The organism is Paraburkholderia strydomiana (genome assembly GCF_046030495.1).
Classification (GTDB): Bacteria; Pseudomonadota; Gammaproteobacteria; order Burkholderiales; family Burkholderiaceae; genus Paraburkholderia; species Paraburkholderia strydomiana_A.
The window spans coordinates 138,395-164,817 of the sequence record NZ_JAQQCJ010000010.1; the positions used below are offsets into that span (position 1 = coordinate 138,395).

Below are 26,423 nucleotides of genomic sequence, written 5' to 3' on the forward strand. Positions count from 1 at the left end.
CTCACTCGCCCCGCGTGGACGAACCCGTCGCCAGCGACGAGCGCGCGCCCATCGCATTGGCGATGCGCGAGCCGAACACACCGCGCCGCGCGCCGATCAACACCACCACCCCGAACGTGAGCAAAAGCAGCAGTGACGCGAGCCACGCGAACGGCGTGCGCAGCATCAGCAGGTTCGCCAGGCTGTCGCCGCCGAGTCCCGCCGGACGCTGGCTGGCCGCACTGTCGGCTTGCAGGAACAGCGACACGTTGTCGTACGAAAGGCCTTCGATGCTATGCGCCACGAGCTCCTTGACCATCGGCGCGGTCGCGTGAAGATCGATGCCGGGCCGGTACTTGATGTACACCGCCGCCGACGACGGCTTGATCTTGTCCGACAGCGGATCGTTCTCCGGAATCACCACCTGCACATGCGCGACCACCACGCCGTCCACGTCCTCGAGCGTGCGCGCGAGTTCCTGCTGCACGCCGTAGATGTAGCGCACGCGCTCCTCGGCGGGCGTCGCGACGAGTCCCTGTTGCTGGAACACCTGGCCGAGACTCGCAAGCGGCTGGCGCGGCAGACCGTGCGTGCGCAGCACCTTCAACGCGTCGCCCATCGAGCCGCCGTCGACGTTCACCTGCCATGCCGACGCGCCGTCGCGGCTCTCGACACTTTCCTTCGACGCGCCAATGCCCGCGTCGGCCAGCACCGAAACGACCTGATTCGCGTCCTTCTCGTCGAGTCCGGACACCAGCTCCTGCTCGCAGCCGGCCAGACACAACAGCAACACGGCCGCGCCGAGCCATCCGACAATTCTCGTCATCGCCTTTTCATCCTGTGCGCGGGCCTGCCGTGCTGACGCACGCGGGACGTCCGCGTTCGCTTATGCGCGGGCCGCGCGGGCACGCCTTGCGATGCACTGGGGCGCACCCTTCAAACGGCCCGCGTTCGGCCCTGCGTTGAGCCACGCATTGAGCCCTGCGTCTAGCCTTTATCCGGCGTCAACACCGAGCGCGAGCAATTGTTCGCCGCCTGCGCGGCCGACAGTGCGAACTGGCAGCCGTTGGCCGTCATCGACAGATCCCAGTTGTATTCCATCATGCGCGCCATATCCATGCCCCAGTCGCCGGTGGGGCGCAGCGCCTCGTGACGAATGTTGGCGAGATCGCTGAAGTGCCGCCCCAGGCCGTCGAGGTAGTTCACCACGCCGCTCGCCGATACCGGTGCCGACGCCGTGGCCGCGTCGACACTGCGCGCGCCGCCCATCTGCGCGGCGAATTCCTGGCCTTGCGCGGCGGGCGGCGGCCCGCCCTGAGGCTGCGCGGACGCGGTCCATTGCGCCTGCTGCGCGGACTCGGCGACCGACTTCTGCACTACCGCTTCAGCGCCGACCGGCGCTATCGCTGATCCAGTCATGTTTCAGCTCCGTGCTTGAAAACTGCATTTCAGGTCATGCCCGACTGCTGTTGCGAGGCGAATGCCTGCAGCCCGCGAGGGCGGCTTCGCCACCGCGGGTACGTCACCCGCGTGAACGAAGCGCCGCCGCTTAGCCCTGTTTGCCCCGCGAGACCTCCTTCAGCCCAGCCGGCCCGCGCTCGAATTGGCACCCCCTTCCGCCGAACTCATGTTGTTCAACACGCTGATGGTCTGGGCGTGCGCCTGCCCGACCATGCCGATCGACTGCATCTGCATTTGCTGTTCGAAGAGTTTCTCCTCGAATGCCTGCATCTGCGACGTGTTGTCCGGCAAATTCGACGAAGGGTTGGTGCCGGTGCTGGTTACGTTTGACGTGGTCATGATCGCTCCTTTGACTAACGAAATGCCGCTCGCGCGGCGCCTTGCCCTCGCACGCCCGACTGCGGCCTGCGAGACACTCCTGGAAATTCGCTCTGCCCGGTGCTGCAGAAAACGGGTGCTACGAACTCGGCATCGCGACACCCGCCGCGGCGGGTGCGGCCGAGGACGCCGCCGGCAACGATGCCGCGCCCGGCGACGGGACCTCATGCGGCCCGAGCGCCACCACGAACCGCGTGCCGTTGCGCTCGAACGTGACGCTGCCCGATCCGATCGACGCCACCATCAAGCCGCTCGGCAAGGTCGCGCCTTCGAAGAAATGCCGCCCGTCGCGCGTCACCACATAACGCGTACCGGTGTCGTCTCCGTACACGCCGGCGATGTCCACGGGCACCGCGCTGCCGCTCGCCGCGATCAGCGGGCCGCCCGCGTTGTCGTCATAGACAACCTGGTCGGTCACCTCGACCGCCGGCTTCGCGTCGCGCTTGAAGTTCTGCACGCGCTGCCACACCGCCCGCGTCGCGACGCCGCTGATCGTCATACGCCCGCGCCCCGTGTAGGCCACCTTCAGTTGCGTATCGCTCAGCGTCTGCTGCGCTGTCGCGAGCAGATCGTTGACGACGTACACATCACCGAGCGTCACGCCGTCGAAGCCATCGACGATCGCCGCCACCCGCGCACGGTCCCTGGCGTCGCGCACGTAACCGTCCACCGCGATCGCGTTGCCCTGCCCCGGCTCCACCGTCAGCTCGGGAAACTGCCGCAACGCGCCTTCCACGTCGCGCATCCGCTCGAAGCGGCTTTGATGCGACCACCAGAACGAGCCGCGCGTCGCGACGGCCACATAGCTGCCGGCCGCGATCGCGAACGCGCTCCACAGCGCCAGCAGCGCGAACATCAGGCGGCGGCTGCCGAGCCCGCCGAGCCACGCCGGCAACACCACCGACAGCCAGTGATGCGATTCGCCGTGACGCTTGCCGCCGACCGCGCTCGCCGCGCCCGCGGGCACCACTTGCGCGCCGGCCAGCCGCTCGATGCCGAACTTCACGTGCGCGACCGTCACCGTGTCGCCGGGCATCAGCGCGCGCCGCATCTGCGCGAGCGGCGTGCCGTTCAGCAGCACCGGCGCGCCGCCCTGGTTCTGCACCGATACCGCTATCGACCCGACGTGCAGACACAGTTGCCGCGCGGCGATCTCACGATCCGGCAGAATCACTTCGCAATCCGCGCCCGTGCCAACCCAGTTTTCACCGAGCTTGAGCAACAGCGTGCGGCCCGACATCGGCCCGTTCAAAAAACACAGTTGCCATCCGGACGCGTCAGGGGTGCTGCTGACCATTGCTGTCTCCCGCACCGGGCGCGGCAGGCGGTGCTGCTTGCGGCGGCATCGGTGTCGGCGTCACCTGGGGCGTCATGACCGGCGCAGTCGTGACCGGCGTGGCGGCCTCCGAAGCTGCGTTCGCACCCGCTCCATTCGCCGCCGCCGAACTCGCCGGCGCGGGCGGCGGCGCGATCGTCTGCGCGCGCGCGGTCAGCGAATCGTTCGACGGCGGCACCACCACGTTCTGCATCAGATCCGACGTGTAGTTCTCCGGCGCGCCCGTCGCCGCGTATTCAGCCGCGGGCGTGACCACGCGCGGCGTGATCATGTAGAAGCGCTCCATGTGCTGGCCGTTCTTGTTGGTGTACTTGAACAGATGGCCGATCCACGGAATATCGGAGAGCAGCGGAATACCGGTCTTGTCGAAGCTCTGCTCATCGCTGTTGAAGCCCGCGATCAGGAGGCTCTTGCCTTCGTCGATCATCGCTTTGGTGACGATGTTCCGCTGCAGGATCACCGGCACGTTCGACACCTGCTGGTTCGTCACTTCGCCATCCTGAATGTCGAGCGACATCATCACGCGCTGCGTGCCATCCTCCACGATCAGCGGCGTGACCTTCACGCTCTGGCCGGTCGTGATGCCGTACAGCGACGAGTCCTGGAAGCCCTGCACCTGCACGTAAAACTCCGTGAGGTTTTCGAGCACCGCCTCGGTGTTGTCGAGCGTCAGCACCTTCGGCTTCGAATACAGCTTGGCGTCGCCGGTGCGGGCCAGCGCGTTGATCCGCGCGAGCAGATAGTCGCGCAGCGACCCTCCTATCGACGCGGTCAGCGCGAGGCCCACCGGCGTGGTGGTGCCGGTTTGACCCGCCTCGGTGGTGCCGGCCGCGAAGGTGAGCGGCGGATTGGCGCCGTTGCCGAACTGGAAGTCGCCGTGACTCGTATGCAGCCGCCAGTCGACCCCCAACTGATCGAGCGACTGAAGGCTGATATCCATGATCGTCAGATTGATTTCAACGATGCGCGGCTTCACGTCGAGCTGCTGGATCAGCGGCGCGTAGCGTCCCATGTGATCCGGCGTGTCGCGAATCAGCACGGCGTTGATAGCCGGATCGGCTTCGATTTGCGGCAACTGGTCGGCGCCGCCGGACGCGTTGAGATCGCCGCCGGGGCCCTGACTCTGACCTTGGCCCTGGCCGTAGCCGTCCATATAGCCGCCGGCATTGCCGCCATTCATGCCCGCGAGCGGAATCTCGATGCGCGGCACGTTGATCGTATCGCCCGAACTCAGCTTGACCTGGCGGGTGGGACCGCCCAGGCGCATCGCGCCCGCGCTCGGCGCGTTGTTGCTCGCGCCGCGCCGGTAGAGCTTGCGCAGAATCGTCGCGACACCCGGGATCGTCACCTCCTTGCCCGAGCGATTGATCACGAAGTCCGCAGCCCAGTTGTACTTCAGCCGATACGCGCGGATCTCCGCGTGGTCGGTGCTCGACGCGCCGTTGCCCACCGAGTCGATGGCCTGACGCACCAGTTCCACGTAACGGCGCGGCCCGGACACGTAGACCGTGCTGTCGCGATCGCTGATCTGCAACGGGAAGCGCCTGTCGGTAATCTGCATCGACTGCATCGCCGCGGCCAGGTTCGACGCCGAGCCGCGCGGAATCGGCAGCACCTGGGTTTGCGCGTCGGACGCGCGTTCGATGTACAGAAACGAGCCGTCGTAGTACCACGTCAAGCCGTAGGTCGCGCAGACGCTATTGAGCGTGCGTGCCGGCGTGTCGTTGAAGCGCCCGCTGATGCTGCCTTCCACCTTCCCGTCTATCACCGCCGTGGTGCCCTGGGAGGCGGCGAGTTCACGCAGAAAATCGGCCAGCGGCCGGCCGTTCGCGACAATTTCGAAACTGCGGTTGCGCCACTGCAATTCCGCTGCATGCGCGCGCGAAAGCGGCACCAGCAGGCATAGCGCGAACATCAGCAATAGCGTGCCGCGCATGCGTATCACGAGAACCGGATGGATTGTCTTTTTCAAGTGAAAGCCCTGTGGCGAGTTGATCACGACATACCTGGCAAAACGACGAACACCCGTTCGAGCGCCTGGCGCGCGAAGATCAGCAACTCGCGTCCAGCCCAGCCCGCCAGCACGATTACCGTCACCATCACGACGATCATCCGCACCGACGTGCCGATGCTCGAGTCCTGCACCTGCGTGACGGCCTGTGCGATCGCGACGAACACGGCCGTGCCGGTCGCCACCAGCACCACGGGCAACGACAGCATCAACACGAGCAGCAACGCCTGGCGCGTGATGTCGAGAATCGCGGCAGCACTCATGCGGTTTCTCCATGATTCGGGCCTGGGTCCGGTCCGGGTTCGGTTCGAAGTCAGGGTCGAGGCTCATCGCGTGCTTCATGCCGGGTTCTTCACCCAGCCGATCGTATGCAGCCGAACGTCCTCTTCGATCTCCTGGTACGACAGCACCGGGACATCGGGCAGCATCGGCTCGATCATCGACTTCACGTAAAAGCGCACCGCCATCGGCACCAGCACGCCGACACGGCGCTCGCGACCATCGCGCGCCGCGCTGCGCAACGACTCCATCACCGCGCGGGTCTGTTCGCCGACGTTGTCCTTCACCTCGCGCGCGAGGCCGAGAAACACGCCCTGCGGCGTCTTCGTGATGGCCGCCTGCACGCGGTCCTGCAAGCTCTGTTCGAACAGCACGACGTCGAGGCTGCGGCTCACGCCGCAATAGCGGTCGGTGATCATCCGTTTCAGATCGACACGCACCTGCTCGACGAGCGCGATGGTGTCGTCGGGCTCTTTCGGTGCCCACGTAATGAGGCTTTCGAAAATCACTCGCAAGTTACGGATCGGAATGTGTTCGAGCAGCAAACGCCGCAGCACTTCGGTGATCCGCTGCAACGGCACGAGGCGCGTGAGTTCGGCGATCAGCTCCGGATGATCGCGGCGCGCCAGATGCACGAGCGCCTGGGTTTCCTGAATGCCGATCAGCGCGGCAGGATTGGCGCGCACGATCGACTCCAGGTGCTGCGCGAGCACCTGTTCATGCGTGAGCTTGCCGCTAATGCCCGTCTGCGTCGCGGCGCCGCGCGTTGGCGGCGTATGAGACCCGAGCCACACGGGTTGCGTAAATGGCCCGAACGGTTCGCCGGCTTCGCGTTCGAGATCGGCGGGCAGTGGCGAGCTGCCGTCCCACAATAGCAACCCGGGCCGCAGATAGCCGGTCGACGCGATCACGTCCTGCAACAGGATCCTGTAGCTATGCTGCGCGAGCGCCGGATCGAAGCGTAAATTCATGCGCGGAAACACCGGACCGAGATCGACGTCGACGCGCGCTTTCGCGTCGGATAGCGCCGCCTGCAATTGCACCAGGTTCAGATGCGCGCGCAGATCCCGGGCGAACACGACCGCGAGCAGCGCGGTCATGCCGAGCGGATGCACCTGCGAGCCGCCCGCGCCGAGGCCCCCCTCGCTGTCGGCGGGTGCATCCGCGAGCGTGATCAGATTCAGCGCCGGGATGGTTTTGCGCCGCCGCATCAGGAACACGCCGCCCGAGATCATCGAGCCTGCCAGTAGGAGAAACGACCACTTCGGGAAACCCGACACCGGCACGAAGGCCAGCACGATCACGCCCGCAATCAGAATCGCCCGCGGATGATTGGCGATCTGCGTGCCGATCTGTTCGCCCAGGTGCCGCTCCTGCGCATCGCGCGACGCGACCCGCGTGGTCACCACGCCCGCTGCGATCGACACCAGCAGCGACGGAATCTGCGAGGCCATGCCGTCGCCGACCGTCAGCACCGCATAACGGTGCAAGGCCTGCGACACGCTCATGTCGTGCATCAGCGTGCCGACTGCGATGCCCGCCAGAATATTGATGAACGCGATGATGATGCCGGCGATCGCATCGCCCTTGACGAACTTCATTGCGCCGTCCATCGCGCCATGAAGTTGCGATTCCTGTTCGAGCAGTTCGCGGCGGCGCTTCGCCTCGTCAGACGTGATGATGCCGGCGCGCAGATCGGCGTCGATACTCATCTGCTTGCCTGGCATCGCGTCGAGCGAAAAGCGCGCGCCGACTTCCGCGACCCGCTCGGAACCCTTGGCGATCACGATGAACTGCACGATCGCGATCACCAGAAACACCACGCCGCCGACCACGAAGTTGTTACCGACGATCAGCCGTCCGAAGGTATCAATGACATGCCCGGCATTCGCCTGCAGCAGAATCAGCTTGCACGACGCGATATTCAGCGCGAGCCGCAGCAGCGTGGTGAACAGCAGCAAGGCGGGAAACGAAGAAAAGCTCACGGCAGAAGGCAGATACGTCGACACCGTCAGCAGCAGGATGCTCAGCGCCAGGTTTAGCGAAATCAGGCCGTCGAGCACCACGGTCGGCAGCGGCAGAACGAACAGCGCGATCACCGCCGCGACGAAGAGCGCGAGCAGCAGGTCGTAGTTGCGCGCGAGCGGCAAGCGCGCGCCGCGTTCGCGCCAGCCCACGCCTTGCGCGCCATTCCAGAGCTTGTTGACCGTATCGAAAGGCATGAACGTGTGTCCTTCGCAAGCGCGCCGCTGTCGAGCGCGGCGTGCTGCGAGAACAGCGCTCCATGAAAGCCAATGGTGCAGTCAGTTTAATGACGGCGCGTCGTGCCGGCACCTGGAAAACTCGTGGGATCCGGTGGTTTGAGCACGCTCATTTCGCGTCGCACTACGGAACGTTGTAGTGTTCCGCGTCCGCGTTCGACATTACATTGGGATCACGCATCCGGACATGGAGGAGAGCTTGAAATCGAGCGAATGCGCCGAGGAGAGCTACGTGATGCTGGACGGCAGGCAGCGCTGTATCGCCGACCTCGCCAGCAAGCCGTTGCTGGCGGCGCGCTCCGCCGTCGCGAACGAGCTGAGCGGCGCGCGCACGCCGGCACAGCGGCGCCTGCTGATCAGCGCGATGCTCGGCGCGATCGGCTTCGACTGGCTGTGCTACTGGCGGCTCGCGCGCGCCCGCGATCTGATCACGCGCGCGCTTTATGTGCGCGAGTACGCCGCGCCGGGCTGGCCCGACCGCTACGTGGCGCAGCGCTATATCGAAGTGGATCCGCGCATCGCCTTTGCGTGCCGATACGAATGGCCGCTGGTGTGGGACCTCACGTCGCTCGCACAAGCGCCTTACGGCAAGCCCGCGCAAAGCGTCGAGCCGCGTTTGCGGCACCTGCTCGACGACGCGCATGAAGCCGGCATGCGCAGCGGCATCACGTTCGGGCTCGCGAGTCCTTCGAGCCCGCATCAGAGCGTGATCAATTTCAGCTGCGCCAATCTGTCCAGACACTGGATCGGCGACCGCGTGATCGGCCAGGCTTATGCGCTCGGTCTCGCGCTGCATGAATATCTGCTGAGCCACGCCGCCATGCCCGACGACGCGCCGCCGCGCGCGAAGCCTATTTCGCAGGTGCAGCGCCGCATTCTGAGCGCGCTGACCCAAGGCATGAGCGACCGGCAGATCGCCGATCAGTTGCAGATGTCCACGCATAACGTCGACTACCACTTGCGGCTTTTGAAGAAACGCTACGGCGCACAGAACCGCGTGCATCTCGCGTACCTGGCCGGCCAGCACGACGCGCGATGAACGCCCCCGCGATGATGCGCGAAGCCCAGGCGTTCGGCGGCGATACCGCGTTGCACGCGCTGACGGCGCGCGCGGCAACGATCAGCTTGCTGGGCGACACGACGCTGTTGCCGCGGCTTGTACCGGAAGCCGCGCGCGCCTTGCGGCGCGCCTATGCATGGCCGCGCCCGTTCGCGCTCGAAGCCGGCGGGGCCGCCTATGCGTTGCACTGGGATTTCAACGCGCGGCTCGCCGAGGGCGCGCCGCGCCGCTACCGCTTTCGCCTCGGTCCGGCATCCGGCTGGCTGCTGCTCGAGCCGCTCGCCGAACGGGAGTTGATCGGCGACGCCGCCGATCCGGCCGTACCCGATGCGATTCGCTGCGCACTGGTGGCCGATGCGTTAGCGCCGGTATGCAACGCGCTCGCACGGCTGACCCGCCACGAAGCCATGCTGCTCGCGCCCGAACACGCCGAAACACCGGCTGAAACAGACGGCGTCGCCGAGCTTCGTTTCTCGGTCAGCAAGGTGGGGCAGAACGGCAGCGCCGACTGGCGCACGCATGGCGCGCTGCAGTTCGACGACGCGCGCTTTCTCGCGCTCGCCTGCCCCGCGGATCCGCCGCCGCCCACGCTCGGCCCGCACGATTTCGACACGCTCACGGTGCCGCTGTCGTTCTGCATCGGGACGACGCGGCTCACGCAACAGGAACTGAAAGGCCTGCAGCACGGCGACATCATCGCGATCGAGCGCTGGAAGTCCGCCGGCGCGGGTCTCACCTGTCACGCGACGACGCGCGGCACACCCGGCATCAGATTGAACGCGTGCGTGCTGGGCGCCGCCATCACCATCGAACAGATTCAGGGGACAGCCGTGACCGCAGCCACGCCAACGCCGGATCAACACGCCTCACCCGGCGACGAGGACAACCCCGCCGCCGCGCTGCCGCTCGATTCGCTCGAAGTCACGACGAGCTTCGAACTCGAACGCCGCACGCTCACGCTCGCGCAACTCAAGGCATTGCGCCCGGGCTTCGTGCTCGAACTCGATCAGCCGCTGAATCAGGGGGTGATCCGCATCCTCGCGAACGGTACGCTGGTGGGACACGGTCATCTGATCGCGGTCGGCAACAAGCTCGGCGTGCGGGTCGCGGAACTTGCGCCGGGGGCCGCGCAATCCCCCGCGCCCGCCCACGCCTCCACGCAAGCTCATCCGACGGACGACCGGCACGATGGGTAATCTGCCGAATCCCGTCGCGATGGTGGCGCTGCTCGCGGCGCTCGGCATCGCTCCGTTCGCGGCATTGATGGTGACAAGCTACACCAAGCTCGTCGTCGTGTTCGGCCTGTTGCGCAGCGCGCTCGGCATCCAGCAGGTGCCGCCGAATATCGTGCTGAACGGCATCGCGCTGATTCTCTCGGTGTACATCATGGCGCCGGTCGGCATGGATATCGGCGACAACCTGAAGCAGCAGAATTTCTCGGTCGGCAGTCAGATGAACGTACAGGACGTGCTGCAACTGTTCGACGCCGCCGCGCCGCCGCTCAAGGCATTCATGATGCAGCACACGCAGGAGCGCGAACGCAGCTTCTTCGTGCGCTCGGCCACCAGTGTGTGGCCCGCCGCGCGCGCGAAGAATCTGCAACCGGACGACCTGCTGGTGCTGGTGCCCAGCTTCACGCTGAGCGAGTTGATGAAGGCGTTCCAGATCGGCTTCGTGCTGTATCTGGTGTTCGTAGTGGTCGATCTGGTGGTGGCCAATGTGCTGCTCGCGCTCGGCATGCAGATGATCGCGCCGACGACTATCTCCGTGCCCTTCAAGCTGTTGCTGTTCGTCACGCTCGACGGCTGGTCCGTGCTGATTCACGGCCTGATTCTGTCGTATCGCTGAGGCCGGCACCGTGACGCGCGCCGTACACCGGCTCACGCGGATAGCGGCCACGGCGCTCGCCGCCATGATGCCGTTCTGCGCCGCTGCGCAGCAGACCCCGGCAGTCCGGCAGAGCGATGCCGCCTCGGCCAGCTTCACCGAACTCGCGCGGACCTGCGCGCCGCATGTCGACACGCAGACCCTGGCGGCGGTGGTACGCGTCGAGTCGAGTTTCAATCCCTATGCGATCGGCGTGGTCGGCGGCCATTTGCAGCGCCAGCCGCGCAGCTACGCGGAAGCGGTCGCCACCGCGCATGGGCTCGAGGCGCGCGGCTTCGATTTCAGTGTCGGGCTCGGGCAGATCAACGTGCGCAATGTGCGGCGCTTCGGCGAAACCCTCGAGACGATTTTCGAGCCGTGCCGCAACCTGCGAGCAAGCGGTGCGATTCTCGCGCAGTGCTTTGCACGCTCGGCGAGGCAATCGCGCGACGAGCAAGGCGCGCTGCGTGGCGCGTTTTCCTGCTACTACAGCGGCAATTTTTCGACGGGTTATCAGCACGGCTATGTGGCGCGCGTGATTGCCAGCGCTTACACGAATGCGCGGCAAGCGGCGCACGGTTCGGATGCGGCAGCATTGCCGATACCGGTGGTGCCCGCTGCGGGCGCCGGTGCGCCGGCGGCTCGAACGGCTCGCGCGTCCGAATCGACGCCAACCGCCGCGGCCATGCAGCGTGTCTCGCAAGCGCAGGCGTCGAATGCGCAGCCGGTATCCGCTTCACCTGCAGGCGTCGCGCAGCGAGCCAGAAGCGCTTCGCGCGCATCCGCCGCCACGCAGGCATGCCGGGCGGCGGACGCGCGGCAATCCATCACGATACGTTGCGCCGATAATTCCAACCGCTGGTGCACGCGCTGCCTCGGCATGACGACGCTCGCCGCGCATTAGCGTCGGACCATGCCGGTAACACAACAGCAAGAGCGGCATCGGTCGACTCAATTCAACCGCAAACGTCCCGCCAGATAGGCCAGTTCGGCGCGATTGCCTACACCATACGTTTTGCGCAACAGCCGCAAGTGGTAATCGACGTTATGCACGCTCGTATGCAGCCGCAACGCAATCTGCTTGTCCGACAGACCGGACGCGACGGACAGCAGAATCTCGCGCTGCCTCTCGGAGATCGCCGTGGCCGTGGACTGCCGCGCGATGGTGCGCCGATAGCCGGCGGCAAGCTGATGAAGCGATAAGCAAAGGCTGAGCGTCTGCGCGAGGATGCTGCTGTCGATCCAGGCGTTGCTGGGGTTCATCGACGTGAAACTGACGATCACCTGCAGATCGGTCGACGGAACCGGCAGGCCGAGCATGATGCCCGAACGCATGCCGTCGGCGTCCATCTCCTGCAGGAAGCGATTGGCGCGCGGATCGCGTCCACGATCGCGGCATGCCCTGTTCAGTTGCGAGAGATCCCATACGACCGGCGGCGCATGCACGCGGCCGATCACGAGACGGGGATCGACTTCGAAATAGCGCTCCTGGAAGTAGTTGCCGCGAAATTGCGCGGGTATCAACCCCTCCATCATGAACGCGCGCGCCACCCTGTCGCCGACGACCTGCAGCGTCACGTAGGCGACCGTATTGAAGCCGATGATCCGCATGAGCCCCGCGAACAGCCGCATGCGCTCCGCCGGCGTGGCCGCCGACGCAAGCTCGCGGATCAGATGCGATTGCGCATCCGGGCGGCGCGCGCTGCGATCCGCCGCGAGATCGCGATCCGTATGCCAGATCAGTTCGGGCGGCGCCGCGGCGGGCTGTTCACCGGCCACACGGTGTTCAGGATCGGTCGGCTTCGGCTGTACCGAAGAAAAGCCATGCATTGGACTGCTCCGGTGAACCTGAGAGTCAGACGGCGGACGGTCCGCCCGCATCACACTCTCTCAGCATATCTTCGTGAATTGAAAGTAACATCGTCGGACTTCCAGGCGCTTGTCGAGTGAACCATGTTTGATACCGTGCTTCTGCGATCCTTCGTGACCGTCGTTCAGGAAGGCGGCTTCACGCGCGCGGCGAACCGTTTGCATCTGACTCAGTCCGCAATCAGCGCACACCTGCGGCGGCTCGAGGAACAGGCCGGAAAAAACCTGCTTTTTCGCACGACACGCTCGGTCACGCTGACGCCCGACGGCGAATTGCTGATGGGCTACGCCCGCGCCATCCTGGCGCTCAATCAGGACGCGCTCGCGCAACTGACCCGCGTGTCCACCCAGGGTCCGGTGCGCGTCGGGCTGTCCGAGGACATCGTCACCGCGCCGTTAATGGCGGCGCTGCACGCGTTCGCGAACCGCCATAGCGGCGTCACGGTCGACGTCAGGGTCGGCATTCCCGCGCACCTGCTGCAGACCATGGACGAAGGCGAACTCGATCTGGTGATCGGCGGACGCTGCCACGACGGGCGCCCCGGGCGTCTGTTGTGGCGCGAGCCGCTCGTCTGGGCCTTCGCCGAAGGCGCCGCGCTCGCACCCGAATTGCCGGTGCCGCTCGCGCTGTTTCCCGAGCCCTGCCCCTATCGCGAAGCGGCGTTGACCGCGCTGGCGCAGGCCGGCGTCGGCTGCCGCATCGCGATGGTCTGCCCGAGCAGCGCCGGTTTGCGCGCCGCGGCGCTGGCCGGGTTCGCGGTGATGCCCGCCGTGCGCGGCCAACTGGGCCACGGACTTCGGGCGCTGACCGGCGAGCCGCGGTTGCCCGCGCTACCCAAGGTCGAATTCACCGTGTTCGCCGCGCCGCATGCCGCGCCCGCCACCGTCGATGAAATCTGCAACGCGGTACTGCCGACGCTTGGCGATCCGAACTAATTCGGCCTCGCGGCACTTGCCCGGCTGCTGCCAGCATGACGCATCAAAAATCGCGCGCCAACGTGCGCGCGGCGCTGAGTGCGGCGGCGCGGTCCGGCTCGCCGTCCGCTCCGAAAAGGGTTTTCTCCACCACGACCGACTGTACGTCCGTCACGCCGACGAACTTCAGCCACATCTCCATGTAGGGCCGCTGCAGGTCGTATTCGCGCGCCGGTGTGAAAGACCCCGGCGACGCGTAGTCCAGCCCGCGTGCGTACACCACGGCCGCCTTCCTGCCGGCCAGCTTGCCGCCAAATCCGTTGCCGTCGAACGTGAACAGCACGTCTTTCTGCGAAATCACATCGATCAGATGCTTCAGGCGATACGGTATGCCGAAATTCCAGAGCGGCACGCCGAACAGCAGCTTGTCGGCCTCGTGAAACGGCGCGGCAAGCGCTTCGATTTGCCGCCACGCCGACGCCTGTTGTGGCGTCAGCGTGGCGCCGCTCAAACCGGCGTACTTCGCCGCCAGCGTCTCGCCATCGAACTCGGGCAGCGTGAGCGCCCAGATGTCCATGGTCTCGATCGCGTCGCCGGGATGCGCCGTTCGATAGGCGTCGAGAAACGCATTGCACACTTCTATGGATGCCGAATGCTGCTTGCGCGGCGAGCATTCGATGTACAGCAGCTTGGTCATAACCCTACGCTCCGCTCCTGGATGAACCCGAACACCGGGATCGGGACGACAGCGTCGCCCGATGCGTAGAGGGTATGACCTGAGTCCGGTCCAAACAAACGAAGAAAAGCGGCTCGATTAAGTGAGTTTGATGATGAATGGCGTCTGGCCCCATGAGGGGATTGCCTGAAGCGCACTATCTGAACATCTTTGCGATGAAATTAAAACTACGGATCTTCGCTGAAACAGGCGATTGAAACGGCGCACGACAAGCGAGCGCCCGTCATGCGGGACGCGAGGGGCGCGCGACGAACCGTGCGAAGCCGCACGAAGCCGCGCGCTAGTGTTGCGGCAACGGCACGTTCACGTGGTCGCCCGGCACGATCAGGTCGGGATCGCGCCCGTCGCGCGGCTGGCGCGCGCTGAAGGGGTTGCCGTCGAGCAGCGCCCAGTCGAACTGCGGATTCGGCGGCTCCAGCCTTGTGAGCGGTTCGCCGTTCGCGGCGGCGATGCCCCACAGCGTATCGCCGGGATGGACCGTCACTATGCGCACTTTGGGTGTCGGGGTGGGCGTGGGGGTGGGCGTGGGTGTCGGAGCAGGCGTAGGCGTCGGCGTCGGCGTTGCCCCCGACGGCCCACTGCCCGGCTTCTTTTTCTTGTCGTCCGGCGGCACCGGCGCGCTCTGGTTCTGGAACAGCGGCGCGGCGACCCCGATCACGCTCGACGCGAGCGACCCGATCCCGAGCGCGAGCAGCACGGCAGGCTTTTTCCGGAATTTCGAATGCGACTCGACCCGCGCCGGCAGGCTGTCGTCCACGTTCGTCAGCTTGACCGGCTTCCTGCGCGCGCTGACGGTGGGACGGCTGGCATCGCGCGTCTTTTCGAGCAGACTGTCGCTCAGATCGCCGGGCTCCTTGCGCGATACGACGTAGGCATCGGTATCGAGGAACTTGCCGTGCGAGCCGGTCACGGTCAGCGACTCGGTGCTGACTCTCTGGCGCGGCAGGAACCCGCCGTTGCCATCGGCTTCATGCCAGTACAGGCCGCCGTCCGCCGAATATTTTGCATACCCAACTATATCGCCGGTTTCCAGCTTGCCGGCAGTCGACGGACGGAACACGTAGATGTGGTCGCCGCCCCGCGCGACGTAGTTCGGATAGTTCGCAAGCGCAACATTGAGCCCGCTGGTCGCGAGATCGGTGACGATCGTCATGGGCGATCCATGACGTTGAGCGGTCGCTACCGCATCGGTGAGATAACCGGCCACGAACATGTTGGTGCTCAGGGGCGTCAGCACTTTGTCCGAGAGCTTCCTGATCCTGGAAGACGGCTCGTGCGGCACACCGCCCGCCCGGGCACTCGATATATCCAGCGAACCGTCGACAATCGAACTGCCGAAGCCGACGGTGTTGAACACCGCGCCCCATTTGCCGAGGCCGCCGACGGTGCTGATCTTGTGCACCGATAGCAGCATGCTGCCGCCCCAGGTCGCAATCACCGTCATCCGGATGCCGCCGCCCAGGCGGGTCGCCGAATGCAGACGGCTCACATCGGTCGTGGCAATGCCGCTTTCCTGCTTGACGATGTCGAAGTAGTCGTCGAGCGCGGTGTTCACCGTGTCCTGCGTGACGCCGGTTTGCGCTTCGCTTTTCGCCTGCTGCACGATGCCGAGCAGCGTCGACGTATGCGCCCTGACGCGCTCGATGGTCGCATCGGGCAGCCTGCGGGCGCGCATCCCTTTGCTCAGGAAGTTGAAGTGCGAGTTGATGATTTCGCACGCGTCATCCAGCCGGCCGTTGCGGATTTCCTCCAGCACGTGTTGCTGGAAGTCCTTGCCGAGCTTGAAGATGTTCATGAAGTAGCGCAAACCGGAAGAAGCCGGCCCGAGATACGGGTCCAGGAAACGCACGCTGCCGGCCCGGTCGTACAGGAACGCGCTGGTGCCTGCAAGACCGAACAGCCCCACGGCGCTCGCGGCAGTCTGCAGGTTCTGCACGGCCGAGCGATCGGACGCCTGGAACCACGTCACCTTGCCGTTCTTCACCTTGAAGTAGCCGAGCGGCGGACCCGCGCCGTCCGGCGCATAGGCGTACAGCCGCTCCTTCTTCGACACCTCGCCGTCGGCCACCATCTGCTTTGCCTTCGGCAAACGGAATTCATTGGCGTGGTCGAGCGGCGTTTGCAAAGCCTCGCGGACCGAGCCGGTGCGCTTCACGAAACGCAGTCCCTTGTAGTCGGCGGACAGGCTCAGATCGGCGGCACGCTCCGATGTCTGGACCCACGTCACCTTACCGTCCTTGCCCGCCTTGAAATAGCCGAGCGGCGCACCGGCACCGTCGGGCGCATAGGCGTAGAGGCGTTCCTGTTTCGGCACGTCGCCCGCCGTGCCCCACTGCTTTGCCTGCGTCAGCGTGATTGCGTTCGCCGGGTCGAGCGGCGCCTTCAGGCCCTTTCTGAGCGAACCTTCCCGCTTGACGAAATGCAAGCCGTTGAAGTCGTCGGTCAGAGCGGGACCCTCTTTGCTCGCGGGCAGCGAGATCGGCTCACGCGGCTTCAACGATTCGGGCTTCGGAAAGAACGCGGCGGTCACCGGCGCATTGTGTCCCGTTGCCGCCGCACCGCGTCGCAAGCGCTGCGCGGCCAGCACCGCCTGGGTGATGCGGCGGCGGAATAAACCCGCTTCGCCCTCAGGCAAGCCCGTCGCTTTTTTCCAGCCGAGGCGGCCGGTCATCACGACCTGGGGCGGCGCCTCCTGATACGCAGCCGGCAAGGCGGCCGGAGCGAACGGTTCGTGCGTGTATGGCGCGGCTTTTTCGCGCGCCGCGATCTGCCTCCTGATGTTGGCGATCACCACTCGCGCGGTTTTTTTGCGTTGCGTGAGACTGCCTTCGCCGTGCTCCTTCACCACGTCGAGAATCTTTTGCTCGAGCCCGTGATTGTCCAACTGGTCCTTGAGGAAATCGGCGCTGCGGCGGTACTCCCAGTCGCTCATCGAGCCGTAGGCCGGCGCGGTCTCGTCGCCGTTCTTGAGTTCGTCGAGCGCGCCTGCCACGTCGCTCAGCGGCTTGAACGGCGTCTGTTCGCCCATGTTGTCGAAACCCATCGCCGAGTCGAGGTCGATGAAGAACGCCGCCGGTGCGCCGTCGGCGGTAGTGAGCCCGATGTTGCCGAAGGTTTCACGGCTCGCCGGCATCGCGCTGCTGCGGTTGCCCGCCACCGACACGTTCTGCAACGCGATATGGCCCGCCGCCGTCGCGAACACGCCGTTGGTCATCGAACGCTCGGGGTCGCCGAGCACGGCTTTCGCGTTCGTGGAGGACACGTCGATCTCGGCAAACGGCGTCATGATGCCGTAGTGCAGGACGCGGGTGTCGGGGTGCCTGAACGTGACGAGCCGCATGTCGGTCGCGCTGCCGTCGCCGTACATCGCGCGCATCAACTGACTGGTGGCGACCGCATTGCGGGCTCGCCCCTCGCCGGTGTCGCCCGCAACGCTCGCTTTCCACATCTGCTTGACGAGCCACAAGCCATTTGGGAGACCGAACTTTCCGGTGGTGTCGCGCATCACGCTGCCGGGCCACAAGCCGCCCTGCTTGGTTTTTTCGTCGACCAGGCCGTGTTGCTCGACCGCCTTGGTCAGCGACGAAGGCCGGCCGGAGCGCCCCTCCAGATTCGCGCGCGCGGCCTGTTTCGACGCCGCGCTCTGTTTCGCCCCCGCGCTGCGTTTCGCGGCGGCACCCCCCGCGCCGCTTTCGGCCGCGCCGGCGACCGGCCATACCGGACGCCCGCCCACTATGCCGATCGCGCGCACGCCATTTCTGTTCACGGCGGCGAAGCCTTCGGGCAAGCCATATTCGTCGATGCCGACGAGCTTGCAGGTGGTCCGGCCGGTGGCCGGATCGCGCTGCGCGACGGCGAACATGTCGACGCCGGCGGGCTTGACCTGCTCGCCGTCGGCGGTCGTGATACGCACTTGCGTGTCGAGCGCATAGCCGAGGTCCGACATGCGCGCGGCTTGCACGGGCGTACCGCGCTCGACCGAATCGCGATTGGCTTTGACACGTGCGAGGAAGCGCTGCAACGTGGACGCCGGCCCGGTTTCGGCGGGCAGGCTGGCGGCGTCTACGTACACGTAGTTCGACGGCGCCTCGCTTTGCAGATGATCGAACACTCGCGTGAGTTCGGCTTCGCCGAGATGGACCGGCGCGTTCGCTGCGTTCGCGGCTCTGGTCGCGTTGGCCGGCGTCACCTCGTCGCGCTTTGCGGACTCTGTACCGCCGACAGCATCGCGACCGGCGTCGGGTTCCGTCTGCGTCACCGCTTCGGTCAACACGCCCGGCGCGGATTGCGCCGCGTTCTCGACGTTGCCGTTTGCCTCTTGCACCGCCTGCGAACTCGTGGCCTGTTCACGCTGATAGACATGAATCTCCGGCACGAAGTCCTGCTCGGGCGCCTCGGGCAGATGCAGGTACAGACGCGTCGCCACCTGCGGGTCGTTGGCTGGCACGGCGATATGCCCGGCGGGCGGATGCAGGAGCAGCGCGCCCGTGCCGCGTATGCTGTTCTCCGTCATCGATGCGATCACCGGCGCCTGCAGTTCGTACGCCAGTTCGCGCGCCCATGGAAAATCGCCTGAGCCGAGATAGCACCCGGTCAGCAACACGCCGTCGCCGGGTTGGTAGGCGGGATCGTTCATCAATTTGCGCACGAACGCTTTCGGCGAGATCGTCTGGTTGTTCGCGCTCACCGCGGTGGTATTGTCCTCGGCGAAATTGGCGGGTGTCGAACCATGCGATTCCGCGATGCTGAAACCGGACACTTTCAGATACTTGCGCGCCGCCGCGTGTCCGAGCAGGTTGACCACACGCGAGCCCGGCACCGGGCGCAATTCGAGCGCGTTCAACCTGATCGGCTGCGCGCCGCCCGGCGAGAATTTGCCGCTCACATCCGGCTCGATCTCGAAGCGCGCCAGGCGTCGCGCCGGATTCGGATCGACACGCCGCCAGCCTTGCGCGTCGCTCTCGCCAAGCCGTCCATACACTGGCGCCTGAATCAGGTCGGAGAACTGCTGCAGCAGCGCCGCGTCGCTGCCGCTGTGCGCGCCGTCGAGCGCGACCGGCGTGCCAGGCGCATAGCTGAACTGCGCGAGTTCTTCCAGCGCGACGGTCATGTCGAGCGCGCTCGCGGCCGAGCCGCTGCGCGGATCGACGATCGCGCCTTCGCGCGTCGGCACGCCCCATACGTAGACCTCGGCGGGGGCGCGGGCGCGGGTCATCGGCTGATCCGCGCCGGCGCCCCATACGTGGGTCACCAGACGCGGCTCGACATCATGCCAGTCGACGGCTTCGTCTCGTGGGGTCGCGGGTAAGGCCGATGCATCGGCATTGCTTCGCGAGCCGTCAGCGCTCAGGGCGCGTTGCGGTTCGTCGCGCGCAGCGGTCGCAGCGGGTTTCTCGCCGCCGAAACGCAGATAGCCGGCCTCCGGATCGAGCGCGTCCAGTTGCAAACCGGGATTGCGCAGATCGACGCCTGAACCGTCGGCCGTCACGAACTCGGCCTTCACGTCGGTCAGGCCAGCGGCTTCGAATTGAGCGACGGTGTCGTCGATCGCGGCGCGCGGGTTGGGCTCATCGAGCAAGCCGCTCGCCTGCCTCAACGTGACCGAACCGCCGGGCTGCGTCACGCGCGCGACGTCGCCGAGCACGCCGGGGCGCTGCGTCAACGCATCGACGAAGCGGGAGCCGAGCGCGACCGAGCGATAAGTACCATCCGGAATCGGCGAGAAATCGAACGCGGGATTGTCGAGCGGCAGGTCGGTGACTTGCGGCGTGGGGCGCTGCGCTGCTCGTTGCGTCTTCGGCGTCGTTTGTTGCGTCGTTTGTTGCGTCGTTTGTTGCGTCGTTTGTTGCGTCGTATCCTGTGCCGCTTCTTGCGCCGTGCGGCCAGCTTGCGGTTCGAAATCAGCCGGGCGAGCGCTCGCCGCCCCTGTCGCATCGGCAAGCGCCTGCGCGCCGGCCGGCCGGTTCACGGGCTCGGCCCGGAACGCCTTCATCAATACCTTCGACGAGTCGACCTGACCGGTCAACGCGCTGCTGCCGCGTACCGTGACCGTGCCGTCGGGCTTGATCAACAGAATGTCGGGCGGCGCCCACACGGTGACCGGCCGCTGCGCGCGCTGCGCGAGCTGTTCGGCGAGCCGCTGCGCGAACGTGCTGGTGGAGCGGCCATGCGCGCGCGCCGACGCGCGCGTCGGGTCCGCGTTCGTCGAGCCCGAATAGCACGAATAGAGCGTCACATCCTGGCCGTCCGCGAGCAGCGGCGCGAGGCCTGCCGCCACATCGTCGACCGTGACCGGCAAACCGTCCGGCCCCTGCATCTCGTTGGCCGAGATGCCATGGCCCAACACCACGTGATGATCGGGCGGCGCCATCACGCCGCTCGCGCCGCGCGCATGCAACGGATCGCCAGGCGGCACGAGCGAGGTGTCGACCGGGCGCAGAAACTCGGGATGGTCGCCGGCGGCAATGCCGGTTACGTCGTCGTAGCCGTCCTGCCACACCGGCGCCTTGCCTTGTGGACGAGTCGTCAGAATGCCGGCGCCGCCCGGCATGACGGTGCGTTGCGTGTAGTCGAGGTTGGTGCGGTGAATGACCGTGCGTCCGCCGCCGTCGAAATAGCTGTCGTCCAGTGGGCTTTGCCGCCCTCCCGCCGTCTCGCTGCCGGTGGTTGCGCTGCCTTGCGCGGCATCGCCGTCCGCCTGCGCGTTCTGCTGCCGCGCGGCCCATTCGTCGCGCGTGAAGATCGCGGTGGGTTCGAGCACGAGCGGTTCGGCCGCGTCGGCGGATTGGGCGAGTTGGGTGCCGGACACCGTCTCGGACTCGCTAGTCGGCGACAAGCGCGGTGTATGCAGCACGCCGTCGTCGACCTGGATCGTGTGCGGCGAAGGTGACAGCACGCTTTGCGGCATACCAGCGCCGGCGTTCGCTTGCGCGTTGGCCTGCGCATTGGCCTGGACCGTGCGCGCATCGGCCTGGCGGCGCGCGTGCTGATCCGCTTCGCGCTGGGTGTCCGCATGACCGCGAGCGGCGACGAAGCCCACGCCCATCAAGCCCGCCGACGACGCGAATTGCGCCCAGTCCTCGCCGGTCGCCGCACCGTTCGACGTCGCCAGCCGATGCCCCTGCAACACCAGCGAACCGAGGTTCGTCGTCAGCGCGCTCACGCCGATGCCGCGCAGCGCGAGCGCGGCGGGATTGGCCACGCGCAGCGACGCCACCCGTCCGAGCAGTTGCACGAGCCGCTCCAGATGCAGCCGTTCGAGCGGCGTGAGCCGCGCATTCCAGCGGGCGAGCGTGGCGGCGTCGAGCGACAGGCCGAGCGGCGCTTCGGTCGCACGCGACACGCTCCTGAAGAGGCTCAGCGAACGCGCGCGCGCCGCTGGCGAACCGGCGACCCAACGTTCTAGCGCAGCCGGAGCGGCCTCGAACTCGCGCAGCGAGCGCGCGCCGTTGCTGGCGGCGCTGGCTGCCGCCGCTTGCGCCGGCGTGGCGTCGTGCGCCAGTTTGACAAAGCCCGTGGCATCGGCGAACGCGCGGTCGGACATGCCCACGCGCGCCATGATTTTGGCGGTGCGGCCCGCCAGTCCGCCGACACCCGCGACGCCGCCAAACGCATTGGCGCCCAGCGCCAGCCAGTTGGCGCCGCTGCCCCAGCCGCCTTTGGTGGTCGCCATGGTGTGCAGCGTCTGAACCGTGCCGACCGCCGCGCTCACCGCGAAGTACGCGTCGGCGAGATCCGATAGCACGATGAGCCACAGTGCCGCGGTCTCCGGCTGCACCATCGTGGTCAGCAGGCCGGCGGCAACCGTGACACCGATCTCCAGATCGACCTTCAGATGGTCCCAGTCATACCAGTGATCGTCCGGCTTGTAGGTGGTCCAGTAAGCCTGGCCGCTCAGCAACGCGCCGTCGCTGCCGAGCACCCAGTGCGGCTGCGCCATCAGCAGGCCCTTGTCGAGCCCGGTATGCGCCTGCCAATCCGAATAGCCGTGGCGCACGGTCGTATCCGCCGGCCCGACCTCGATTTCGTTGCCGCGCGCGTCGATGCCTTCCATCACCGCGGCTTGCAGCGTCGCCGCGTCGTCCTTGCCGGGCTCGCGCTGGTTCCACCACTGGATCGACAGCGACGTGAGCGCGACCGGCGCAAGTCCGCTCGGCCGGCTGACGCCCTCGCCCGTCATCAACTTGTTGACGATCTCGCCGAGCGTGGTGTGCTTGTGGCTGGTTTGGTCGTACACGACCTCGTTGGGGTCGTACTCGGCGAACTGGCCGAGCGCGAGCGCCTGTTCATCCTGCAAGGAGCCGGGCGTATGCGTCGGGCCGTTGCTGCTCTGCGCCGCGCCGACCGCGTTGAGCAGGTCGTCGTAACTGGTCACCACCTGCATGCCGTCCTGCGCGCCCAGCCCGGCCACATGGTTGCCGGCCGTCACCACGGTCGTGACTGTCGGGCCGGTCGGCCACGGCGCGTCGGCTGCCAGCTTCACCTTCGGATCGTTGACGTCGATTGGCTTGACCGGTTTGCCGGCGTCCTTGAAGCCGGTCTCACGCGCGATTTCCTTGCCGACGTCGCTGTTCGGATCGTCGTCGAGCATGTCCTGCGCGAGCTGCATCGAACCGTCTTTCCTGTCCTTGACGTCGCCGAGCCCGAACCCCTGGCCTTCCACGACCGCGACTTCCCCCGCGGCGATCACGGTCTGGTTGTAATCCGACGACGTATCGATGCTGCCGAAGCCGCCCTTGTCGAGCGGCTTTTTCATCAGCGCTTCGATGCCTTGGCGCAGCTGCGTCATCTGCGGATTGGCGGCGCCGCCGCCGGCTGCATAGATGCGTGACACCGCGTCGAGATCGTTGGCCTTGGCCGTCCATTGCAGCACGTCGTCATGGTTGGCGTCGCCCGCGAACTTCGCCTGGTAGAGCGCGGCGGCGAGATCTGCGCTCGTCGAGGCGTGCATGAAGTCCGCGACCGCATTCAACCTGTCTTGCGGATCGTCCTTGCCGCGCACCAGCGAATCGATTTGCGAAAAGAGCGCCTGCGTCTGCGGATCGCGCACCGCGCCGTCGAGCAGTTGCGGATAAAACACCGTGCCGGCATAAGCGGACAGTTGTTTGCCTTCGGCGGCGAAGCGTGTCTTCGCGTCATCGCTGCCGTCGTTGCCCGCGGTGCACGGAAGGAACGCCCCCGCACCGACGATCGTCTTCAGCGCATCGCTTTGCAAGCCGGTGATGGTCGCGTCGCTCATCACTTCGTCGTAGAGCGGGTCGCCTTTTTTCATGCCGCCGAGCTGCCGGCTCAACGCATTGGCGGCCGCGACATCGCCCGCGCCCGCGCCGCCGCTGTGCTGCTGCGCGTAGCGCGTCTGCTGGATCACCTGCTGTGCGCCGAGCGCGAGCTGCAACTGGTTGAACGCGGCATCGAGCGCCTTGCTTTGCTTCGAATCCTCGCCGGTGTATTGCGCCGCTTCGATCTGCGGCGCGAGCACCTCGGTTTCGAGCGCGAACTGCGCCTTCCACATCATGTCGATGTAGTCGGGATCGGTTTGCCACGCGCTGTCGGTGGGCGCGCGGCCGGCGGCGGCGTTCAGCGCAACGCCGAGGTCGTCGTGATAGGTTTGCAGCGCTTTGGCCTCGGCCTGTTGCAATGTGGCGTTTTTCGGATCCTTGGCCAGCGCGGCCTGCGCGTTCTGATACTTCTGGTAATCGTCGTTCACCTTGCCGGCGGCGCTGTGTAGCGCCTTTTCGTCCGGCTTCAGGTCATGCGTCATGGCCTGGGTGGCCTTGTCGAGCGCTTCCGGCTGCAGGACGCCGAGCGCCGCCAGTTCCTTCGACGCCGCCTGGATCGGGTCGCTGTCCTTGCCGGTGGGGTCCTTGTAGTAAGCCGACAGATATTTCGGCGCGTCCGCGGTGAGCGCAGCTTGCGCAAGCGCATTGTCGGCGTGGGCCTGACCGCCGAGATAGGCACGCGTCGCGACAAGCGCCGCTTTCATGCTCATGCCTTCGCTGAGCAGTTGCGACAGGTAATCGGAGGCCGACACCGTGCCGGGCGCCGGATCGCCTTTTTTCAAAGGCGCATCGGGTGCGGCCGCCACCTTGCCGCCTTGCACGGCATCGGTCGCGCCGCTGAGCGTGCGGGCGTCGAACAGCTGCATGGTCGACAACTCGCTCGCAGCTTGCGCGACGGGGTCGATCGTGTCGACCTTGGTGCCGGCTTTCAGCTTGCCGGCGTTGTCGGTGAGCCACTGACTGCCGTCGGCCTGTGCTTTTTGCAACAGCGCGGCCTGTGCCCAGGTGGCGTCGCTGATTTCCGGATGGTCCTTGCGCCCTTGCGCGAGCGCCTTGTCGAGACTTTGCTGATCGACGGGACCACTGCCGAGTCCGCTGCTCAACGCCTGCTGAGCCTTGGCCAGTTGCTGCGCGTCCTGCGGTGCGGTTTGCACCGGCGCGGGACTCGGCTTCAGTTCGAGCGGCGTCTCGAGCTTTTTCGCGAGCGCGCTGTTCGGGTCGCCGTCGATGAGCGCCTGATAGGCCGATAGCGACGAGCCGTCCACCCGCGCGAAACTCACCGTGTCGAACGACGTTTGCGCGTAGTTGGCGCCCGCTTTCTTCAGCCGCTCGATCTCGTTCAACTGCGCGTTCAACTGCGTTTTCAGCGCCTGCATGACCGGCTGCGCGTCGGCGCTTTTCGGGCCGCCGAGCGCGTCGACGATGTTACCGAGCGGGCCGTAGAACTTGTCGCGGTCTGCGATGGATTCACCCATCGTCGGCGTGTCGATCTGCCCGCCGTTCCTGATCAGACTGTCGATCTTGCCCTGCAGATTCTGCCGGTACAACGCGACGGCCAGCTCCGGCGACGCCTGCTTGACGCTCGTCAGCAGGTTCGCGATGTCCCGCAGGTTATCCGGCGTGCCGGCCTGCTGGATGTCGTGCTTCGTGACCGCGGAATTGAGCGTCGACTTGAGCAGATCGTCGTATAAGACCGTGTTCCGATAACCGGATAGCGCCTCGCCTTCGGCCTTTAGCGTGTCGGTCGCGTTGCCGCCGTGCGCGCCTTCGACCTCGTGCAACGCGGCGGCTTGCAGCGCCTTGGTGCGCGCGTCGCCGGTGACTTCGGCGTAGAGCGGATCGTCGCTCTTCAGACCTTGCAAACTCCGCGTCAGCGACTGCGCCGCCTTCAGATTGCCGGGAGCATCGCCCGAGCCGCGCGCCGCCTCGGCTGCGTCGAGTATCTCGGCGGCTTTCAGGGCGTGCAGCACCCCGGCATCCGGCGGCGCGTCGGTTACGCTCTTTGCGGTGTTCGCATCCGTCGCGGCCTGTTCGGCCTGCCAGCGCCGGTCGATCTGCAACAGGTCGCCGCGCCAGTCGTCGCCGGTCTCGCCGGCGGCGGCGTTCAGTTCCTGGGAGAGCGCCTCGTGGTAGGCCGCTTCGTCCTCGGCGATCTGTTGCGCCGATGCATGGCTCGCCTTGTCCTTCTGCAAGCTCGCGTACGCGCCTTGCGCCGCCTTCGCGGCGGCCGGCAGAGCGGCGGCGGGTTTGACGTCGACCGTCAACGCCTTGAGCGCCGCCTGCTGCACCGGGCTCGTGAAAATCTTCAGATCGGCCAGTTGTTGCGCGGCGGTTTTCAGTGGGTCGCCACCGCCGTTGCTCTTCGGGTCCGCCACGATCTGGTCGCCCTTGATCGCGAGCGCCGCTTCGTCGAGCGCCGTTTCGTTCTGCTGGTTGCCGCCTAGCTGAACGCGCGCCGCGTTGACCGCCTCGGGCAACGTCATACCGCCGTCGAGGCCCTTCTGGATCGCCACGCGCGCGTTCGCCGCGCTGACCGGCGCGCTCGCGGCGTTGCTCTCGACGACGAGCGGACTATCGCTCAGGGATTTGGCCGCGGCGTCGAGCGTGGCGTTATCGAATGCGTGCGTGAGACCGACCTGGCTGGCCGCTTCGGTAATCGCGTCGACTTTCGGCTCGTGCGCCTGCGGCGCGTGCTGATGCGCCGCGTTGTATTGCGCCTGCATCAGGATCACGGCGCGCGCGAGCGCTTCGCGGGTCAGTTGCGCGTTGGCTGCTTCGGCCTTCTTGACGGCGTCCTGCAACGCCGATGCATCGCCCGGCGACTTGTCGCCCAACGCCTTTTGCACCGCCTGCTGCGCGGTGGACACGTCGTGCGCCGTCGGCGGGGGCGGTGGCTTGGGTGCTACGCCGCCGCCTCCGTCCATAGCCATCAGCATCGTCGTTCTCCGGGTCGAGCGGCACCGCCGCACCATGCCGGGCGCGCGCGCAGCAGCC

15 protein-coding genes are annotated in these 26,423 nt (G+C 66.5%); 5 read left to right on the plus strand and 10 right to left on the minus strand.

Features of this window, described 5'->3' with window-relative positions:
* Position 1: 1 nt before the first annotated feature.
* From sctJ to sctV, 7 genes are all read right to left on the minus strand, one after another.
* Entirely contained in the window at positions 2-805 is an 804-nt protein-coding gene (sctJ, locus tag PQQ53_RS15580; protein WP_408144721.1) for a type III secretion system inner membrane ring lipoprotein SctJ, read from the minus strand.
* Between the two features lie 161 nt (positions 806-966).
* The gene (locus PQQ53_RS15585) at positions 967-1,398 is read right to left on the minus strand and encodes a hypothetical protein (RefSeq protein ID WP_408144722.1); all 432 of its coding nucleotides are present in this window, start codon (positions 1,396-1,398) and stop codon (positions 967-969) included.
* Positions 1,399-1,557: 159 nt separating this feature from the next.
* The gene (locus tag PQQ53_RS15590; RefSeq protein ID WP_408144724.1) at positions 1,558-1,779 is read right to left on the minus strand and encodes a hypothetical protein; all 222 of its coding nucleotides are present in this window, start codon (positions 1,777-1,779) and stop codon (positions 1,558-1,560) included.
* Positions 1,780-1,897: 118 nt separating this feature from the next.
* Complete coding sequence (locus PQQ53_RS15595) at positions 1,898-3,115, minus strand: FHA domain-containing protein (protein WP_408324746.1); 1,218 nt, start codon at positions 3,113-3,115, stop codon at positions 1,898-1,900.
* Complete coding sequence (sctC, locus tag PQQ53_RS15600; RefSeq protein WP_408324830.1) at positions 3,096-5,090, minus strand: type III secretion system outer membrane ring subunit SctC; 1,995 nt, start codon at positions 5,088-5,090, stop codon at positions 3,096-3,098. The genes PQQ53_RS15595 and sctC overlap by 20 nt, the downstream gene beginning before the upstream one ends.
* A gap of 59 nt (positions 5,091-5,149) precedes the next feature.
* On the minus strand, positions 5,150-5,428 hold the full coding sequence (locus tag PQQ53_RS15605) for a flagellar biosynthetic protein FliQ (RefSeq protein ID WP_408144728.1): 279 nt from the start codon (positions 5,426-5,428) through the stop codon (positions 5,150-5,152).
* A gap of 75 nt (positions 5,429-5,503) precedes the next feature.
* Entirely contained in the window at positions 5,504-7,666 is a 2,163-nt protein-coding gene (gene sctV / locus PQQ53_RS15610; protein WP_408324748.1) for a type III secretion system export apparatus subunit SctV, read from the minus strand.
* Positions 7,667-7,904: 238 nt separating this feature from the next.
* On the opposite strand from sctV, the gene PQQ53_RS15615 reads away from it, so the two are divergent.
* From PQQ53_RS15615 to PQQ53_RS15630, 4 genes are read left to right on the plus strand one after another with little or no spacing between them, the layout of a single operon-like run.
* A complete protein-coding gene (locus tag PQQ53_RS15615; protein WP_408324750.1) occupies positions 7,905-8,744 on the plus strand; it encodes a helix-turn-helix transcriptional regulator in 840 nt (279 codons plus the stop codon).
* Positions 8,741-9,961, plus strand: a complete 1,221-nt coding sequence (gene sctQ / locus PQQ53_RS15620) for a type III secretion system cytoplasmic ring protein SctQ (RefSeq protein WP_408324752.1) — start codon at positions 8,741-8,743, stop codon at positions 9,959-9,961. The genes PQQ53_RS15615 and sctQ overlap by 4 nt, the downstream gene beginning before the upstream one ends.
* A complete protein-coding gene (gene sctR / locus PQQ53_RS15625) occupies positions 9,954-10,613 on the plus strand; it encodes a type III secretion system export apparatus subunit SctR (RefSeq protein WP_408144736.1) in 660 nt (219 codons plus the stop codon). Before sctQ ends, sctR begins: the two co-directional genes overlap by 8 nt.
* A 10-nt stretch (positions 10,614-10,623) precedes the next feature.
* The gene (locus PQQ53_RS15630; RefSeq protein ID WP_408324754.1) at positions 10,624-11,535 is read left to right on the plus strand and encodes a lytic transglycosylase domain-containing protein; all 912 of its coding nucleotides are present in this window, start codon (positions 10,624-10,626) and stop codon (positions 11,533-11,535) included.
* A gap of 47 nt (positions 11,536-11,582) precedes the next feature.
* Here PQQ53_RS15630 and PQQ53_RS15635 read toward each other — a convergent pair whose 3' ends face one another.
* Positions 11,583-12,461: a helix-turn-helix transcriptional regulator gene (locus PQQ53_RS15635; RefSeq protein ID WP_408324756.1), complete on the minus strand. Its 879-nt coding sequence runs from the start codon at positions 12,459-12,461 to the stop codon at positions 11,583-11,585.
* Between the two features lie 123 nt (positions 12,462-12,584).
* Here PQQ53_RS15635 and PQQ53_RS15640 point away from each other — a divergent pair, with 123 nt between their 5' ends.
* On the plus strand, positions 12,585-13,436 hold the full coding sequence (locus PQQ53_RS15640; RefSeq protein ID WP_408144741.1) for a LysR family transcriptional regulator: 852 nt from the start codon (positions 12,585-12,587) through the stop codon (positions 13,434-13,436).
* 43 nt (positions 13,437-13,479) lie between these two features.
* Here PQQ53_RS15640 and PQQ53_RS15645 read toward each other — a convergent pair whose 3' ends face one another.
* Entirely contained in the window at positions 13,480-14,112 is a 633-nt protein-coding gene (locus PQQ53_RS15645; protein ID WP_408144743.1) for an FMN-dependent NADH-azoreductase, read from the minus strand.
* 319 nt (positions 14,113-14,431) lie between these two features.
* Positions 14,432-26,365 (minus strand): DUF8616 domain-containing protein, encoded by an 11,934-nt coding sequence (locus PQQ53_RS15650; RefSeq protein WP_408324757.1) that lies wholly within the window; start codon positions 26,363-26,365, stop codon positions 14,432-14,434.
* Positions 26,366-26,423: the final 58 nt, after the last annotated feature.